Raw genomic sequence first — 17,492 nt, 5'->3', positions numbered from 1 at the left:
GGCGGGTGTTGTGGCGGCTTCCGGCTGGAAATGGTAATTTTCGGCCGTGGGGCCTTCTTACCTAGCGTATAGGCCCATAACCCCGGTTGTTGTTGGCCTGGGTTGTTGTTTTTGTGTGTCCCCTATGCCTTTCTCAGCGCCCCAGAAGCTAGTTTTTAGCTTTTTCCTTTCGGCTGCAGCTTTCTGTGGTTGCAGCTCCGACCAAGGCCGGGGCGATTTTGGCAGCGCCGGGGAGCAGTATGAGGTCAAGGAAATTGGGCGGCTCGACCGGCAGCGGGTAGCCGAAAGCTCCGGCCTGGAAATAGCCAGCCCCGAGGGCGACCTGTGGACCCACGCCGACGGGGGCAACACGGCCCGCCTCTACAAAGTCACCCGCCAAGGCGACTTGCTGCAAACCCTGGACCTGGCGCCCCTGCAAAACATCGATTGGGAAGACTTAGCCCAGGACGATGAGCAACGCCTCTACCTCGGCGACTTTGGCAACAACCAAAACAAGCGGCGCAACCTGTGCATCTACCGGCTCAGCGGCCCGGGCCTGAAACAGGTGGATACCATCGAGTTCAGCTACCCCGATCAGCGCGCTTTTCCGCCCCGCAAGCCCAAGCGCAACTTCGACTGCGAGGCCTTTTACTACTACCAGGACAGCCTCTACCTGTTCACCAAAAACCGGAGTGAAGGCCGCTGGCTTAAGCAGTACGTGCTACCGGCGCAGCCAGGGCGCTACCTGGCCCGCCTGGCCGACAGCCTGCAGCTGCCCACCTGGGTTACCAGCGCCGACATCAGCCCCGACGGCAAACGCGTAGTGCTGCTGGGCTACGAACAGGCCTATCTATTTGAGCGCCTGCCCGGCCGCCGCCTCTTCGACGGCCTGAAAAGCAACTTGGACCTGCCTGGGTCGGGCCAGGCCGAGGCGCTGGTGTTCGTAAACGAGCACGACTTTATCTTCAGCAACGAAAAGGGTAAGCTGTTTTCCGTTACGCGCAAGCACTAAAAAGCCCTGCCCAAACCGCTACGCAGAATTGGGCAGGGCTACTACTGTAGCACAGGGCTCGTTAGTCGGCCCCGCCGCTTCGGGTTGGCATGGGACCGTAATCGGTACCGTCGCCGGAGCCGGTCCGGTCGTCGGAAGCGCCGCCGTAGTTAGGTGCCGCGTCCTGGCTGTCATAGTCGCCGCGGGTGGGGGCGCCCTGCTGCTGGTCGTTGGGAGCAGCCGCGGCGTACTCATCATTGTAAGAGCCGCCCTTGGAGCCAAACCCGCTTTGCTGGCCGCCCTGCGCATCCGGGGAGCCGGCTGCCTGGTAGCCGCTACGCGAGCCGCGGGTGGGCGTGGCATCGGCCTCGTTGCTCCCCTGGCTGGTGTTGGTGGGGGCTACTCCCGTGCGCAAGCCCTCGGGGCCGCCCTCCGGATGGTTGGGGGTGTAGTCTTCCTGCTGGTTGCGGCGGGTGGGGTCGGGCTGGCCGCTGCCGGCGCGGGCTCCGCCGAGCGAGGACGTGCCGTAGTTTTCCGCGTAGCCGGAGTCAGCCCCTTTAGGTGCGGCGTTATCGTTGGCGAAATCTGTGCCGACGGCCGAGCCGCTGGGCGCCGTAGCCCCAACGGGCTGGGTGCCGAAGCTGCCGTTTTCGTGGCTGACAAAATCATCTGGCCGCTGCTCCCGCTCCCCAATGTAGCCGGTAGTAGGCGCGGGAGTATCCAGGGAGCCAGCGTAGGTAGCGCTGCCCCGACTCAGCTCGGCCCCGTAGCCGCCCTGGGTAATGCCCTGGTCTGACTGCCGGCCAAACTCGCCGCGGCTGGCGCCGGCTACTTCGTTCTGGTCGTGGTTGGGGTCGTGGGCAAACGGCTGCTGCCCAGTGGTATTGGCGGGCGTCTGCAATTCCGTGGGCACGGGCTCGGTGCTTGACTGCTCTGCGCCTGGAGCCGCCGCCTGGGGCTCGTGGCTGGTGGTGGAGGCCGGGGTAGGCTGCTGCGGAGCGGAAGGAGCGGGAGTGGAAGAATCAGTCATGGCGAGAGTATATAGAGGAGCTGGAATAAGCTTTCATACGTAGCCCTTTCCCCCGCGTTCGGCCCGGCAGGCTTTTGCTAAGTTGGAAAAGCATGTAGATTTACCGCCATTCTTTCACCCCACAACCGCTTACACTCCGCTATGAAAACCGGTAAAGTGAAGTTTTTTAATGAGTCGAAAGGCTATGGGTTCATTGTCCAAGATGAAAATGGCCAGGAGATTTTCGTGCACCAGACGGGCCTCGTGCACGAAATTCGCGAAAACGACCGGGTATCATTTGATATCATCGACGGCAAAAAGGGCCAGAACGCCGTGAAAGTAGAGCGCATCTAAGCGGCCTTTGCTTTTGAGCCCAACAAAAATCCCCGTCCGGCATGCCGGACGGGGATTTTTGTTGAGGTACTACGGGCGTTCCGTCCAGTGCTGCTCTACTGGCCGCTGGCTGAATGTCGGGCCACGCGCACGCCCACGGCCATGATGCCCCGGAGCTGGTCCTGGCGCATGTACTGCTCCAGCATGAGCTTGTAGCGCCCCGGTTGGTGGAACTGCTGGTTGGGCAGGGCCAGAATCTGGTGGTCGTAAATGTCGCCGGTCCCGCTACCGCGCGGCTCGCCGGTTTGCGGGTCCAGCAGCAGCATCTGGTGCAGCCGCCGCGACACGGGCTTGCCATCCGGCGCCGTGAGAGTTTGCTTCACGTACAGGTTGTAGTACTCGTAATCGGCGGCGTTGCGGATGTTGAAATACACATCGTAGCGCTGAGTAGTGTCGGTAATCTCGAACTCAAACGTTGGCTTGTCCTGCACGGCCCACACGTAGGGGTCGCCGGCTGGCGACTTCAGGTCGATGTTCTTCTCGAACACTTGGTTTTGGTCGCAAGCCGTTAGCAGTAGCCCCGCCGCCAGGGCCCGTACTACCCGAGAAAGGAAATGCATACGCAACAGCATTAGGAGGCAGCAGGAGAAGAAGGAGTAGACCCTCCGGCATCAGGGCCATTACCACCACGGCCCGGGCGGCCACCACCACCCCGCCGTCCCGAGCGGTTCCGGCGGCCCTCGCCGTTTTCGCCCCGGCTGGCCGCGCCGTCGGGTGCTTCGCCGGAGGCCGCAGCCCGCGGCGGACGACCTTCGCGCGGGGGGCGGGCCGTATCAGCGGGGCCCGTGGGGGTAGGAGTTCCTTCCCCGGCCCGGCTTGCGTCGGTGCGTTTCCCTTCACCCCGGCCCCGGCCCCGACGGTTCAGAGGGCGGGCGGCCGCCCCGCGGGGGCGGCTGCGCTCCTCTCCGGCCGGCGCTGCTTCTGCTTCCGGCGCAGCAGCGACCGTCGTGGCGGGTACGTCGCGGGGTTCGGGGGTAGCACCGGAGCGGGGGGCACCTGAACGGCCGGCCCGGGGGGCAGCAGCAGTTACCGGAGCCACGTCGTCGGCACCCTTTTTCTTTTTACCGCGCTTGCTGCGTTTGGAGGCCTTAATTTTATCGTCGAGGCGCTCTAAGGAGCCTTCCACAATGGCCGTAACCTCGGGTGCTTTTTCTTCCTCGCGCACGGGCACCAGCAGGCTTTCGGGCTTTTCGCCGCGCTTGTTCAGGTCCAGTACTTCGCGCACGCGCTCCGTGGGTACTACCACCCAGTTGTTGTCGCCGCGCACGGCAAACCACATTTTCTTCTTGAAGATGTCGGTTTTCTGGAGGGTGTACTCGCCCTTCTCCGTGAGCAAGGGGCGCTGCACCTGCGGAATATCCTTCAGGGCATCGAGGTAGGTATCCAGCTCGTAGTTCAGGCAGCACTTGAGGCGCCCGCACTGGCCCGAAAGCTTGGCCGGGTTCAAACTCAGGTTCTGATAACGGGCAGCAGTGGTGCTGACGCTCTTAAAGTCAGTGAGCCAAGTGGAGCAGCACAGCTCCCGCCCGCAGGAGCCGATACCCCCGAGGCGGCCGGCTTCATGGCGCAGGGAAATCTGGCGCATTTCCACCCGCACCCGAAACTCATCGGCCAGGCGCTTGATCAGGTCCCGAAAGTCAACCCGGTCGTCGGCGGAGTAGAAGAAGGTAGCGCGGGTGCGGTCGGCCTGATACTCCACGTCGGAGAGCTTCATTTTCAGGCGCAGCTCATCTACCACGGCGCGGGCCTTGAACATGGTGCCGGTTTCCAGGTCGCGCACGGCCTGCCAGCGTTCCTCGTCCTGCTCGGTGGCTACCCGCAAAATCGTGCGGATATCCTTGGAGTCCTGAGGCACTTTCTTCTTCTTCATCTGCAGGCGCACCAGCTCGCCCTTCAGCGAAACGTGGCCCAGATGCCAGCCGCTGCCCGCTGATTCTACGACCACGGCATCACCCGTGACGAGCGGCAGGCGGCTCTTATTGCGGTAAAAGTCTTTGCGTCCGCCCTTAAAGCGGACTTCTACAAGGTCAAATTCTTTAAAGTCGCTGGGCATATCCAGGTCCTGGAGCCAGTCGAATACATTAAGGCGGGTACAGCCGCTACTGCAGCTACCTTTAGAGCCGCAGCCCTTGGCAGATGAAGTGGAGCAGCCCCCGCCGGAGGAGGAGCAGGATGAGCAAGCCACGGCTTGAAAGATCTATATGGTAAAGCGAAAGGTAGCCTTGCGCCTGAAATCGGTTCTAGACAAAGATACAGATTTAGAGGCGGCGGGCAGTGCTGCTCCTAACGCTCCAAAATAAGTCATCAGTTCACTTGTGCTCCTGCTGGTTCAGGGTAGTGCTATTTAGGCTTTCGATTGATACGAGCAAATATTCGCTTTATACTATAAAAAATCAATTTTCACCAAATAGTCATAAATAAGTTTAGTCCTATTCCATGCTCAACTATAAGCCGTTATGAATCTGCTAACGCGCACTTTGTTCGTATATAATTTTGACAATTACATGACCATAGTTTTGAAATATCAATAACGAAAGCCTATGTTTACAGCGTTCTTTTACCTAACCACAACCAAAACACATGAAAACATTAAAAGTACTCGCCCCCCTCGCCCTGTTGGCTGCCACCAGCTTGTCGCTTTCCTCCTGTCAGGAAAAAGCCAATGTTGAGGTAAAAAACCAGGTGTCGGAGACGACTGTTAGCCAAATCAAAACGCTTGGTTTCTCGGCAGCAGGTGCTCAGAAAGTAGCCGGCGGCGTAATCGTGGAAGGCGACATTATGCTGACGGACGAAATGCTGGCCAGCACTCCTGACTACAAGATGCTACGTGTAGGCCAGGATGAGCAGTACCGCACTACCAACCTGGTAGGTGGCCTGCCCCGCACCATCACTATCAGCGTTTCCAGCAGCCTGCCTTCGGCTTATATCACCGCTACCGACGAGCTGATTCGTCGGTACAATGCGCAGAACCTGCGTATTCGCTTCTCCCGCGTTAGCTCGGGTGGCAACATTGTAATGAGTGCTGCTCCTTCGGGCTCTAGCTACCTGGCCTCGGCCGGCTTCCCTTCGGGCGGCAATCCTTACGGCTCGGTTTCGGTTAACGTAGGTGCCATTGGTACGGCCAACGCTTCCACTTACATTGCTACCATTCTGGCCCACGAAGTAGGTCACTGCATTGGCTTCCGTCACACTGACTACATGAGCCGTCAGTACAGCTGCGGTGGCTCGGCCGTGAACGAAGGTGCCAGCACCGTTGGCGCTATCCACATCCCCGGCACTCCTACCAGCCCAGATCCTAACTCCTGGATGCTGGCTTGCATCGGCAGCGGCGCTAACCGCCCCTTCAATGCCAACGACGTAACGGCTCTGAACTACGTTTACTAACCCTTAGGGTAGTACTGACAACAAAAAGCCCTGGCTCATCTGAGCCAGGGCTTTTTGTTGTTCTGTAGCTTACTTATGACGTTCGGCCAACACGCCCTAGCGCCGGCCTTGCGCATGATTAAGCCACGTTTTATAGATAGGTCACCTACTACTCCAGGCCTGACAGATCATTCGACAAATCCTTTGCAAAGCTGGCCACAAGAAGCCCTGTCAGCTTAGGGCAGGAGGCCTCTTGCCATTGATTTATCAGGGCAGGTATTACGTGGCCAACATGGCCGCGCTTTGCTGCTTGGGCAGCAAAGCACATGAACATAGCGGGCCGCGCAGGCAAACGCCGCTTCACACATGAATACTACATACGCTGAGCTTCTTACAGCACTACAATTCGGCGGGTTACCTCGCGGCCGCCGGTTACGCTGATGCGAAGTAGGTAGGTGCCGTTCTTCAGCGTATGGGTATCCTGCGACTGAATAGCGCCTCCGTCCGTAGTGCGCTCCAGCAGCAAACGGCCCGTCAGGTCGAATATGCGGATGTGCAAGGCTTGGTCCCGGGGCCCGACTAGGTTGAGCGGCTCGCCTGCTACCACCGGCACCGGATACACCAGTACATCAGCGGCCGAGGGCACAAAAAACACTTCCTCAACGGCACTATACAGCACGCGCCCGGTAGTGAGCACCAGCCGGACCCGGTACTGGGCCCGGCCGGCTACGGCACTCGGGTCCGTCAGGACTAGGCTGGTACTGCGCACCGGGGAAATCGTCTGGACGGCCTGAAAGGAGCCATCGGCCAAGCGGCGCTCCAGCACTACGGACTGGAGCCGGTAGGTAGTACCTAAAGTTAAGTCGAGGCGCACGGTATCCGTAACCAGTTGCCGCGGTAAAAAGGAGCGCACGTAGCAGCCGTAGGCTGCCTGCGTTACATCCAAGGTGCTGCCCCGCTCCCCTACCCGCCCCTGAACGACGGGAGCCACGGCAAAATGACGGGTAGCCGCTTCGGCTGCGGTAAGTAACAAGGCAGTATCGGCTAGCAAGCGGAAGGGCTGCAAGTGAGTAGCCCCCAACTGGTACACTTGGTAGCGGGTAGCGCCGGGCACGCGCGCCCAGGTTAGCAGGGTTTCATCGGGGCAGTTATAGCCAACCTGCAAGGCCAGCGGCCGGGCCACGAAAAACGTATCGGACTCCACGGTGCCCGTGCCCGTTAAGAGGCGCAACTGGGCTGGCTGGGTTACCTCGGGCGCTGTCCAGCGAAACGTTTGCTGGGCCAGATTTACCGAGGGCGCTAAAATGGTCCAGGCAGTTTGCCCTACCGGACGGTACTCCAGGCGGGCCGCAGTGGCCGGCCCCGCCCACTGCCAGCGGAGCAGCGCCGATTCGGCCGCCCGTAAGTTGCGGGCCCGGGTGGGGTGCACCCAGGTCAGCCCCGACTCAAACTCGTAGGCCACGCTGAACGCCTGCGGCCCCTGTGCTACGCTGAAGCCGCGCACGCGCAGCTCGTAGGTGCCGGCCGCCGGTAGGTCCAGGGTAATCTGCTCGGCATTGTCGCGGTGGTTGGCCCGGCGCCGCGCGGGTAGGGCCAACGAGTCCAGGTGGGCAAAGGAGCTGAGCGTCCAGGGTAGCCAGCTCTGCCCGGTGGTAGGCCGGGTCAGAGTCAGGTCGAGGTCATTAATCAGCGTGGCGGGGGCATTGGCGGCGGCTTCGGGGTCGTTCCATACCAGCGTGGCCTTCAGTCGGTGCGTTCCGGCCGGAACGGTAATCGTGAATACCTGCTCCTGGCTTTGCGTGGCCGAGCCTTCCGCAAAGCGGCGCTCCAGAATGGTTTGCACCGCCCCCAAGGCATCGGCTTGCCCGTAGCCCGCCACAAAATCCACGTGGGGCCGGCCGGTATCATCAGCGGTGTTCAGCAGGGCCGCTTTCACGAGGTTAGCGGCTGGCAGCTTCCCTTGTTGGTCGCGGTAGGCTTGTTGCACCAGCAGGCTGATACCCGACACCAAAGCTGCCGCGTCGGAGGTGCCGCCGTCGCCGTAGGCCACCAACTCGGGCTTAATGCGGCCGTCGGCGGCGGGGCCGCGGGAACTGAGCGGCACTACCTGCCCCAGCGCATCGGTGGCGCCTACGCTCAGGGTATTTTTAGAATTTTTGAACTGCCCGGTCAGGTTGGCTACCCCCGCCAGGCCGGCGTAAGATCCGGCGGCAGCGGGCTGGTTACCGGAATTGCCGGCCGAGAAAACGTGCAGCAGCTCGGGCCGCTGGCGCACCTGCTGATCGTAGGCGCGGGCTTCGAGGCCGTAGAAGTTCTCAACAGAAACCCCGTAGGAGTGATTCTGGACCGATACGCCCTGGCTAGCCAGCGTGGCGTTGTCGTCGGGCAGGAGGTTGTCGTAGCTGGACTGCGCAATGCGGGCCTGCCAGGCGGCGCCCTTGCCGGTTACGGCGGAGTTGCCGCCGCCCGCAATCAGCGTGGCCATGGTGGTGGCGTGCGAATTGAGCAGCTGGGCCAGCGGATCGGGGTTAACCAGGCGGCCTTTGAAGTCAATGTCATTGATATCGAGCGGGCTTTCCTTGACCGAAACCGTTAGGCCTTGGCCGGCTAGGGCGGGGTAGCGCGCGTGCACCGTGGTAACTTTGTTGGCGGCGAAGTCGGCGCCGTTGAGCTGGCGCTCGGGCTGGGCGCGGCGGTCGGCTACTTCCACAAAGCTTACCCAAGGGCACTTCGCCAGCTCGGCGGGCGTGACGCCGCGCACCTGCCAGAGCCCGGCGTGGCGGAGCTCCGCCGTGGCCGTGGCCCGCGGCTGTTGCCGGGCCAGCCACTGCTGAAAAGCCGCGCCATCGGTAACGCTTACGCGCAAGGCCCGCCCAGCGCGGTTGGCCTCCAGGCCCGGGGCTACCCGGTTGCTGGTTTGCGTTGGCAGCGTCTGGGCCTTACCCGCTATGCTGCTTGCTATACTGCTGGCCACCAACACAAAACGGAGACAGGCACGGCAGAAGAAAGCAGCAGACATAGAAAAAGTTGGTTGTGGCGAGGCAGAGCGGTATCAGCAACGACCAGGGTCGTCTCTTTCAAATGTAAGTAGAAAATAGCCCGCATTATAAAGAGCGGCCGGCCCAGCCGAACCCACACCAAAAAGGGCCGGCAAGCAGCCGGCCCCTCTCTATAAAGTAGGTCAGAATTCAGCCTAGGGCTTGAGCACTACCTTCACGCAGTTGTCTTTTTTGTTGCGGAAGATGTCGTAGCCGTGGGCGGCCTCGGCCAGCGGCAGGCGGTGCGTGATGATGTCATCCAGCACAACTTTGCCCTCAATTACATACTGCAGCAATTTATCGATGTGCTTTTGGGCCGGGGCCTGCCCGCCCCGCAGGGTAATGCCCTTGTCGAAGAACTGGTGAATCGGGAAGTTGTCGAAGGGGGAGCTGTACACGCCCAGCACCGACACGATGCCGCCCCGGCGGACGGCGCTCATGCAGGCCAGCAGCACTTTATCGGAGCCTTTCTCCAGGTTGATAACTGCCTTGGCCCGATCCAGCAAGTCCCGGTCGGGCTCGAAACCCACGCACTCCACGCACACGTCGGCGCCGCGCCCACCGCTCAGCTCCCGGATCTGCTCCACCACCGACTTGGCATCTTCCCAGCGAATGACCTCGCAGTTTGTGGCGTGCTGGGCTTTGTCGAGGCGGTATTGCAGGGTGTCGACTACGACTACGCGGGCTGCCCCGCGCAGCCACGCCGATTTGGCCGCCATAATACCCACCGGACCGGCCCCAAAAATGGCCACGATTTCGCCGCCCTTCACCTCGCCCCAGTCAATGCCGGAGTACCCCGTGGGGAAAATATCAGTCAGGAACAGGGCCTGCTCATCGGTGAGGCTGTCCGGAATTACCCGGGGCCCGAAGTCGGCGTAGGGCACGCGCACGTACTCAGCTTGGCCGCCGTTGTAGCCGCCATACAAATCGGTGTAGCCAAACAGGGCCCCGCCTTTCTCGGTCAGCAGCCCGCCCTCGGGGCCGTAGTGGTCGGGGTTGGAGTTTTCGCAGTGGCCCGGCAGCTGGTGGTTGCAGAAGTAGCAGGTACCGCAGGCAATGGGAAACGGCACTACTACCCGGTCGCCGACCTTGAGCTTGCCTTTCACGCCCTTGCCTACCTCCTCCACAATGCCCATGAACTCGTGGCCGAGCACCATGGGCCGGGGCTGCGGAATGCTCCCATTATAAATGTGCAGGTCGGAGCCGCAGATAGCCGTGCTGGTTACCCGAATAATAGCGTCGCGGGCGTCTTCAATCTCAGGATCGTCGACGGTATCGACGCGCACATCCCTCATTCCGTGATACACGAGTGCCTTCATAACAGAATAGTGTGGTGGAGTGAAACAGAACAGACACTGGCTCAGTGCCAGCCTGTTAGCATAACGCCACACACGCAAAACGAGTTACGACAGCCCAACTGTACCAGCTTCCCGAGCCCACCTACTGCTCAGCTATTGCCTGATTCACAAGCCGTAAGCTGGTGTGAAGGGGCTTACGGCCGCCGGAAAGCGCCTATATTTTATACACCTGAATACCGGTCGCACTTACCACGTAGGCGTATTGGGCGCTGACCAGCACTTGCTGGGCGCCGGCCACGGGTAGCGGCAGCGTCCGCTCCGTGAGGGCGTACAAGTGGAAAAGCCGCAGCCCTTCGGGAGCCAAGTAGTACAGCTCGTCGCCCCGGAAACCAACGTAATTCAGGCCCGGCAGGGGTAGCTTTTTGCGGTAGTTGCCCAGGTTATCGAACACATAGATGCCGCTGGTGCGGTCCACGAGGTAGAGGTTGTTCTGGTACTCGCGCAAAAACCGAAAATCAGGCCGGGTGCGGCCGATGAGCAGGTCGAGGGGAGTGGTAATAGTGAACCGCTTCTGGGCCGCATCAAACTGGCGCAGCGTCAGGTCCGACTCGTTGAGCAGCCAGTACCGGTCGTCGGGGGCCAGGGTAGCGGCCCGGATCTGCCCGTCGAGGTAGTCCTGCCAGCGTACTTCCCCAATCGGCGTCAAAAACCGGTCGAGCAGTACGGCCTGTTGGCGGTCATCGTAAAACACGAGCACCTTGGCCGTATTCCAGGCTTCTACCTGGGCCGTATGCCCCGGCAGCGGCGGCGAGTACGTGTTCAAAGCCTGCCCATCGGGCCCGTACTGGTGCAGGTTATTTTGGGAATCCGTTACGTACAGGTTGCCGCGGCGGTCCAGGGATGCGGGTCCGGGTTGGACCAGCGCAACGGTGCGTACCAGCTGCCAGCTACCACCGGCAGCTCTCGTGTCGGCGGGCACCGTTACGACGGGGGCGGCTTGCGCGGCCGGGGCCACGGAGCCCGCTGCGGGCGCGGTGGTTTGGGCCTGGGCAGCGGACAATAGCAGCATACTGAGGCCTAAGGCCAGCCGCCACCCTACCCCTTTGGGGAGTTGGGAGTTTGGGGCCGAAGCTTTATTCCTGCTCAAAGTGCCGCAAAGCCAGCTGAGTGCCATCATAAACGCCGTAGGAGCAATAATTGACCCATTCCCCCAGGTTCACGTAGCGGCTGCCGGGGGCTACTTCCACGTCAAGGGGCAGGTGGCGGTGCCCGAACACGTAGTACTCGTGGGGAAACTGCTGCTGCACCTGGCGGCAGTAGGTTAGCAGCCACTCCTCCTCCCCAAAATACTGCTCGTCGGCAGCGCCGTTTTGCAGGCGGCTGTGCCGGCTCCAGCGGTTGGCAATGCCAATGCCCAGGTTAGGATGCAGGCGGGCAAACAGCCACTGGGCCACTGGCGAAGCAAATACGCGCTTCAACACCTTATAGGTATGGTCGCCGGGACCCAGCCCGTCGCCGTGGCCAATGTGGAACATGTGCCCACCAATGCGCTGGCTCACTGGGTTGCGCAAAACGGGAATGTTCAGCTCCTTGGTAAAGTAATCGAACATCCACATGTCGTGGTTGCCGGTAAAGAACGTCACGGGTAGGCCGGCATCGGTCAGCTCGGCCAGCTTGCCCTGCAGCCGGATAAAGCCGCGCGGAATGGCATGGCGGTACTCAAACCAGAAGTCAAAAATGTCACCCAGCAAGTAGATAGCGGCAGCATCTTGAGCGGCCAGGTCCAGCCAGCGCACAATCCGCCGTTCCCGCTCCAGGGAGCGGGCGGCATCGGGGGCACCCAAGTGAAAATCAGAGGCAAAGTACACGCGGCGGCCCGGGGGCAGTGCGAGGTCAGGCAGTTGCGGCGGGCGCGTCATCCAGTAAAAACAAGACGATGCTGCGCGGGCCGTGGGCACCGAGCACCAGCGTTTTTTCAATATCGGCCGTGCGGCTTGGCCCGGTGGTCAGGGAAATCATGGAGGGCAGCTTGTCGGGCCCGTACTTCTGCTGCATCAGTTTTAGGGCGTCCCCAATGTCGGCTACCACCTGGGAGGTGCGCGCTACCACCAGGTGCTGATCGGGATAGATGCTCAGGCGGCGGCCACTGGCCGTACCGGCGGCTACCAGTACACTGCCCGTGCGGGCTATCAAGGCCTCGCAGCTCGTGAGGCCAGCGTCCGCATTAGTCCGAAAATCCGTTTCATCGCCCTGAAAAACGATGTTGCCTTCGTGCAGCAGCTTCTTCAGCTCGGGCTCCCACACGTAGAGGTGTTCCAGGTTTTTCTCCCGCTTATAGGCGAAGAGCGCATCGTAGAATTGCTCTACCGATTCGCAGTAGTAAAATACGCCGCCTACCCGCACAAAACTTTGCGCAAAGGCCACTGCCAGGTCATCATCCGACCCAGGCCGGGGGTGCAGGGGCGCTGTGAAGTCGGGCCGCGCGGGCTGCTCTGCCGGCTGCTGCAACGACTCCCGAATGCGCCGCAGGATCATGTCACGAGAAGTATCCGCCATGAAAGTAAAGGTACAAGGATTCGGTTTGGGTTATACGACAGCCCAATTTTAACAACCCTCTATCCTACCCCTTGTTGAACTGAGCTAATGATACTATAGCAATTGCACTCCGGCGCAAGATTTTGGGCTCCCATTGATAGTAAAACCGACATTTAAATACTAGAAACAGACTTTATCAGTTTTCCTTGACTCTGAACTGCAACAGCTTTATTGCACAAATTTCAGGTACTGATTAGCTGGCACCCTTTTGGCAAACACAGCTGTAAAACGAGCTGTAAATGAACGATATGCCCTCTTCTCTTGCCGCGCCTACCTCTAGTTTGGAAAGCTACCAAGCCACCGCAGCCGATTTTGAGGCGTGGCTAGCTGAGCTTTTACCTGCCGTGCGGACAGCCATTGCCCAGCACGGCTTCGAGAAGGCAAGAGCTTTACCGGCTTTTCAAGCGTATCTGCAAGAACGCCAGCCCAGATTTAGCTAGCAGGCAAAGCTGAGTACACTACACGAAAAAGCCCCCTCACCAGTACGGCAAGGGGGCTTTTTCGTAGAGTGTTAACGGCGGCGTTACAGCGGTGTTACTGCGCTACCGCTAGGCTCAGTGGCGGCGCCGGTAGCGCCATTCTGGTCCTTGTCCATACCGGGTAGGTTCAGATCGGGCAGGTCGTTGCCGAGTGGGACACCCGGGTGCTCCTGCTTCCGCTCGCTTAGCGTCTCGCTCCGGTCGGTGCCGGCCATGTGTGCCTGGTAGGTCGTCTGGCTGTCGAAGGGACGAGGACCCACGAGGCGTACCAAGTCATCTTGCAGCAAAATCTCCTTTTCCAGCAGCTCCTTGGCAATTACCTCCAGTTCGTGCCGGCGTTCCGTCAGCAGTTCCTTGGTCCGGATGTAGGCCTGCTCGATAATGGTGCGTACTTCCTCGTCAATCATCTGCGAGGTAGCCTCCGAGTAAGGCTTCGTGAAGCCATACTCGTTTTGGCCTTTGGAGTCGTAGAACGACACGTTGCCGAGCTTGGCGTTCATGCCATACATGGTCACGATGCTGTAAGCCGTTTTCGTGATGCGCTCCAGGTCAGAGAGGGCACCGGTCGAAATTTTACCAAACACCAATTCTTCCGCGGCGCGGCCGCCCAGCGTCATGCACATTTCGTCCATGAGTTGCTCGGTGTTGTAGAGGAACTGCTCACGCGGCAGATACTGCGCGTAACCCAGCGCCGCTACCCCGCGGGGCACGATGCTTACTTTCACCAGCGGATCGGCGTGCTCCAGAAACCAGCCCGCAATGGCGTGACCAGCTTCGTGGTAGGCAACTACCTTTTTCTCGCCGGGGCTGATGATTTTGTTTTTCTTCTCCAGACCGCCAATTACCCGGTCCACGGCATCGGTGAAGTCCTGCATGGTCACCATCTTCTTGTCGCGGCGGGCGGCAATCAGGGCGGCTTCATTGCAGACGTTGGCAATTTCGGCGCCGGCAAAGCCGGGCGTTTGGGCGGCCAGCTTCTTGGCTTCTACATCGGGGCCCAGGGTCAGCGGCTTCAGGTGCACATTGAAGATCTGGGTGCGGCCGTTGATGTCTGGCTTGTCGATGCTGATCTGGCGGTCAAAGCGGCCGGGACGCAGCAGGGCCGAGTCCAGGGTATCGGGGCGGTTGGTAGCGGCCAGGATAATTACCCCGGAATCGGTACCGAAACCGTCCATTTCTACCAGTAGGGAGTTCAGGGTGTTTTCCCGCTCATCGTTGCCGCCAGGCACGTTGCCGCGGGAGCGGGAGCGACCAATGGCGTCAATTTCATCGATAAAGATGATGCACGGCGCTTTGGCTTTGGCCTGCTTGAACAGGTCCCGCACCCGGGCAGCACCTACCCCCACGAACATTTCCACAAAGTCGGAACCCGACAGGGAGAAGAACGGCACGTCGGCTTCACCGGCTACGGCCTTGGCCAGCAGGGTTTTACCCGTACCGGGAGGTCCTACCAGCAGGGCGCCCTTCGGGATTTTACCGCCGAGGATGGTGAATTTCGAGGGGTTTTTAAGGAACTCCACGATTTCCTGCACTTCCTCTTTGGCTTCTTCCAGGCCGGCTACGTCCTTAAAGGTAATCTTCACCTTGTCGCCACCTTCAAACAACGCCGCGCGCGACTTACCAATGTTGAAGATCTGACCACCCGGCCCACCTGCCCCACTCATGCGGCGCATCAGGAACCAGAAGCCCACGAACAGGATAATCATGAAGCCCCAGGTAGTGATGTACTCGCTGTAACCAGTCCGGTCTACAACCTTAAGTCCTACCTGACGTTCAGCCGGCAAAGTTGCCTGCACTTTATCTAAGTCTTCCTTAAAGAGCTTGCCATCTACTACCCGAAAGCCATACTGAGCACCCTGGTCCATGGAAAGCGGACCGCGGCGCTTCAGCTCGGCATCATAAGGAGCTTTTTTAGTAGCCTCCGAGGTCAGCGTCACCTCTACCTGCTTGTCGTTCACGAGCGTGACGTCGCGCACGTCGCCGGCCGAAAGCATTTGCTCGAAGCGCTTTTGCGTAATTTCAATGACGGGGTTGCTGCGCGAGAGGTACACCATCCCGAGGATGAGCACCACCAAGCCTGTCAGCACCCACAGCTGCATCCCAGGCCGTGGCGCGGGATTAGGCAGCATAGGTTTTTTCTTTTTTGGCGTCGTATCAGACATGAATTGAGGTTGCTAAGACAAGAAACAAAGGCGCAACACGCCACTTGAATGATTGTTGGCGCATCCGCCAGTATTTTGCAAGACGCCGTGGGGTGAGTTTTACCTTACCACCGCCGGAGTTTCCTCTTCCTCCACGTACGTGATCTGCGCGTCGCCCCACAACTCTTCCAAGCCGTAGAACTGACGCCGGTCACGCAGGAAGACGTGCACTACTACATCCACGTAGTCAAGCAGAACCCACTCGCGGTTCATGCGCCCTTCGGTTTGCCAAGGGTTCTGACCAGTGAGCTTTTCTACCTCCTCCTCTACCGAGCGGGCAATAGCGTCAATTTGCGTATCTGAAGAAGCCGAGCAGATTATAAAATAATCGGCGACGGCGTTTTTGAGGTCTTTGAGGTTGAGTACCACGATATCGGCTGCTTTCTTCTCTTGCATGCCGCGCACTACTACATCTGCCAACTTGTCCGAATCCTGCCGAACCAGGGTACTTTTCATGGGGTATTGTTAGGTTTGAACGTCACAAAGTACGAAAAACACGTGGAGGCTATATCCCCCCAAACGCTCTTCACGGGCCAACAGCTTGTCTGGTTGCCCGAATGCCCCTCGACGAACACCGAGGCACACCAGCTAGCTGTCCAAAACCGGGCCACGGACGGCTGTTGCGTCATTACCGACAAACAGACTGCCGGCCGGGGCCAACGGGGCAACCAATGGGAGGCCGCACCGGGAGAAAACCTGACGCTTTCGGTAGTGTGGCACCCTGGTTTTCTGCCGGCCGCCGATCAGTTTTTGCTGAGCCAAGCCGTGGCCCTGGCAGTGCATGATTGGCTGACGGTCCTGCTTGGCCCTGATCCGGCCTTGCGGGTGAAATGGCCGAACGATATTTTCTTCGGCCCGCATAAGCTAGGGGGCATTCTGATTGAGAACACACTTAGCGGCCCGAAGATTCAGCATAGTATCGTAGGAATTGGATTAAATATTAATCAGCGGGAGTTTGGCGTGCCGACTGCTACCTCTCTGACCCGCTTAACCGGGCGAGCCTATGAGCTGCCGACACTAGCAGCCCGGCTGCTGGAAAGCTTGGAGCGCCGGTATCTGCAGCTCCGGGCGGGGCGGGTAGGGGCGCTGCGCACGGAGTATCTGCGGGTACTTTACCGGTTTCAGGAGGAGCACGAGTATGAGACAGGCGGCCGCCTGATAAAAGGCCAGATTATGGGCGTCGACGAGGCGGGCCGCTTAGCTCTTGCTGTCAACGACCAACTGCATTATTTTGATTTAAAAGAAATTCGCTATATATAAGCTCACAATAGCATTACTCGGGTTGACACCGCCGAAATCTGCCTATTTTACTCGGAGCCGGCCATCAGCCCAAGGCATTGAGCCGTTGGTATTTCAACCCGATCTGTTTAAATTTTATTACATTCACCCTCAACTATTTACTTCAGCATATCGTAAGTTTACTTAAACCTATATGCAACCTTATCCTCTAACCGGACATCTGGCTGGCAAACCTACCCTGGCAACAAGGCACGGTAGTTGTCATTCCAAGTGGCAGCAGCCTGTTCTGCCGCTTTGTCCCTTCGAGGATATTCCCTCCTATTTGATTCCACCGCACTCTTTGTTTGTGCGCCCCAGACGCCGCCTGAATGCCATGAAACTTACTACGCGTTTTTTCCCTGTTCTGCTGCTGCTGTTGTGGCAATTGCCTTTGCTGGCAGCCACCGTTCGGCTGAAAGCGGCGACGGCTCGCCACGCTTCGTCCCGCGCGGTTACTACTTGGCAGCAGGTGAGCCCCAGTGCGGCCCTTACCTCGGCAGCGGCCAGAACGCTTGCTCCAGCGCTTTCTGTTTATCCTAACCCGTCGCGGGGCCTGATTACCATATCCGTGGGCCAGAAGCTTCCCTGGGCTGATTACAAGCTACGGCTCAGCAACGTTATTGGGCGGGAAGTCCGTAGCGTAGGGCTGCGGCCCGAAGCGGCCGATGGCGGCATGAATTTGAACCTTTCGGACCTGCCCCCGGGTATGTATTTTTACAGCTTGGTGCAGAATGATAAGGTGGTTTCAACCAAACGCCTTATGCTACAGAACTAAGACTTCCCGTAAGTCTACATAGAAAAGCAGCCTGCTCCCAGGCTGCTTTTTTTTGTGGCCGAGTGCTTCCCGCAGTAGAAACTAGCCGGGATA

At 59.6% G+C, this 17,492-nt stretch carries 15 protein-coding genes; 5 read left to right on the top strand and 10 right to left on the bottom strand.

Translation table 11 applies throughout. The features are described 5' to 3' along the window. Positions 1-124: 124 nt before the first annotated feature. Positions 125-991: a hypothetical protein gene (locus IEW18_RS02375; RefSeq protein ID WP_188556198.1), complete on the top strand. Its 867-nt coding sequence runs from the start codon at positions 125-127 to the stop codon at positions 989-991. A 61-nt stretch (positions 992-1,052) separates the two neighbouring features. Here IEW18_RS02375 and IEW18_RS02370 read toward each other — a convergent pair whose 3' ends face one another. Beyond that, the gene (locus IEW18_RS02370) at positions 1,053-2,000 is read right to left on the bottom strand and encodes a hypothetical protein (protein ID WP_188556197.1); all 948 of its coding nucleotides are present in this window, start codon (positions 1,998-2,000) and stop codon (positions 1,053-1,055) included. A 141-nt stretch (positions 2,001-2,141) separates the two neighbouring features. Here IEW18_RS02370 and IEW18_RS02365 point away from each other — a divergent pair, with 141 nt between their 5' ends. Next, positions 2,142-2,333 carry a cold-shock protein gene (locus tag IEW18_RS02365; RefSeq protein WP_044003100.1) on the top strand — a complete coding sequence of 64 codons (192 nt, stop codon included), beginning with the start codon at positions 2,142-2,144 and terminating at the stop codon, positions 2,331-2,333. A 95-nt stretch (positions 2,334-2,428) separates the two neighbouring features. Here IEW18_RS02365 and IEW18_RS02360 read toward each other — a convergent pair whose 3' ends face one another. Together IEW18_RS02360 and IEW18_RS02355 are read right to left on the bottom strand one after the other, a co-directional pair. Continuing rightward, positions 2,429-2,932, bottom strand: coding sequence for a gliding motility lipoprotein GldH (locus IEW18_RS02360; protein WP_188556196.1), 504 nt, complete (start codon positions 2,930-2,932; stop codon positions 2,429-2,431). A gap of 11 nt (positions 2,933-2,943) precedes the next feature. Next, positions 2,944-4,425, bottom strand: a complete 1,482-nt coding sequence (locus IEW18_RS02355) for a PSP1 domain-containing protein (protein ID WP_188556195.1) — start codon at positions 4,423-4,425, stop codon at positions 2,944-2,946. A gap of 527 nt (positions 4,426-4,952) precedes the next feature. Between IEW18_RS02355 and IEW18_RS02350 the strand changes: the two genes are divergently transcribed. After that, positions 4,953-5,756, top strand: coding sequence for a M57 family metalloprotease (locus tag IEW18_RS02350; RefSeq protein ID WP_188556194.1), 804 nt, complete (start codon positions 4,953-4,955; stop codon positions 5,754-5,756). A gap of 370 nt (positions 5,757-6,126) precedes the next feature. On the opposite strand, the gene IEW18_RS02345 is transcribed toward IEW18_RS02350, so the two are convergent. The 7 genes from IEW18_RS02345 to rsfS form a co-directional block, all read right to left on the bottom strand. Further along, complete coding sequence (locus tag IEW18_RS02345) at positions 6,127-8,754, bottom strand: S8 family serine peptidase (protein ID WP_188556193.1); 2,628 nt, start codon at positions 8,752-8,754, stop codon at positions 6,127-6,129. 174 nt (positions 8,755-8,928) lie between these two features. Further along, positions 8,929-10,092: a zinc-dependent alcohol dehydrogenase gene (locus IEW18_RS02340; protein WP_188556192.1), complete on the bottom strand. Its 1,164-nt coding sequence runs from the start codon at positions 10,090-10,092 to the stop codon at positions 8,929-8,931. A 193-nt stretch (positions 10,093-10,285) separates the two neighbouring features. Further along, complete coding sequence (locus IEW18_RS02335; RefSeq protein ID WP_188556191.1) at positions 10,286-11,140, bottom strand: hypothetical protein; 855 nt, start codon at positions 11,138-11,140, stop codon at positions 10,286-10,288. A 64-nt stretch (positions 11,141-11,204) separates the two neighbouring features. After that, a complete protein-coding gene (locus tag IEW18_RS02330) occupies positions 11,205-11,990 on the bottom strand; it encodes a UDP-2,3-diacylglucosamine diphosphatase (protein ID WP_188556190.1) in 786 nt (261 codons plus the stop codon). Further along, positions 11,965-12,627, bottom strand: coding sequence for a LutC/YkgG family protein (locus tag IEW18_RS02325; protein ID WP_188556189.1), 663 nt, complete (start codon positions 12,625-12,627; stop codon positions 11,965-11,967). Before IEW18_RS02325 ends, IEW18_RS02330 begins: the two co-directional genes overlap by 26 nt. A 562-nt stretch (positions 12,628-13,189) precedes the next feature. Continuing rightward, positions 13,190-15,307, bottom strand: a complete 2,118-nt coding sequence (ftsH, locus tag IEW18_RS02320) for an ATP-dependent zinc metalloprotease FtsH (protein ID WP_188556188.1) — start codon at positions 15,305-15,307, stop codon at positions 13,190-13,192. Positions 15,308-15,406: 99 nt separating this feature from the next. Next, a complete protein-coding gene (gene rsfS, locus IEW18_RS02315) occupies positions 15,407-15,802 on the bottom strand; it encodes a ribosome silencing factor (RefSeq protein ID WP_188556187.1) in 396 nt (131 codons plus the stop codon). 42 nt (positions 15,803-15,844) lie between these two features. Here rsfS and IEW18_RS02310 point away from each other — a divergent pair, with 42 nt between their 5' ends. Both IEW18_RS02310 and IEW18_RS02305 read left to right on the top strand, forming a co-directional pair. Further along, positions 15,845-16,606, top strand: coding sequence for a biotin--[acetyl-CoA-carboxylase] ligase (locus IEW18_RS02310; protein WP_229728564.1), 762 nt, complete (start codon positions 15,845-15,847; stop codon positions 16,604-16,606). A 352-nt stretch (positions 16,607-16,958) separates the two neighbouring features. After that, positions 16,959-17,399: a T9SS type A sorting domain-containing protein gene (locus IEW18_RS02305; RefSeq protein ID WP_188556185.1), complete on the top strand. Its 441-nt coding sequence runs from the start codon at positions 16,959-16,961 to the stop codon at positions 17,397-17,399. Positions 17,400-17,492: the final 93 nt, after the last annotated feature.

This window comes from Hymenobacter glacieicola, assembly GCF_014640315.1.
Lineage (GTDB): Bacteria > Bacteroidota > Bacteroidia > Cytophagales > Hymenobacteraceae > Hymenobacter > Hymenobacter glacieicola.
The sequence above is the reverse complement of the archived record's forward strand: the minus strand, read 5'-3'. Positions and strand labels throughout refer to the sequence as shown.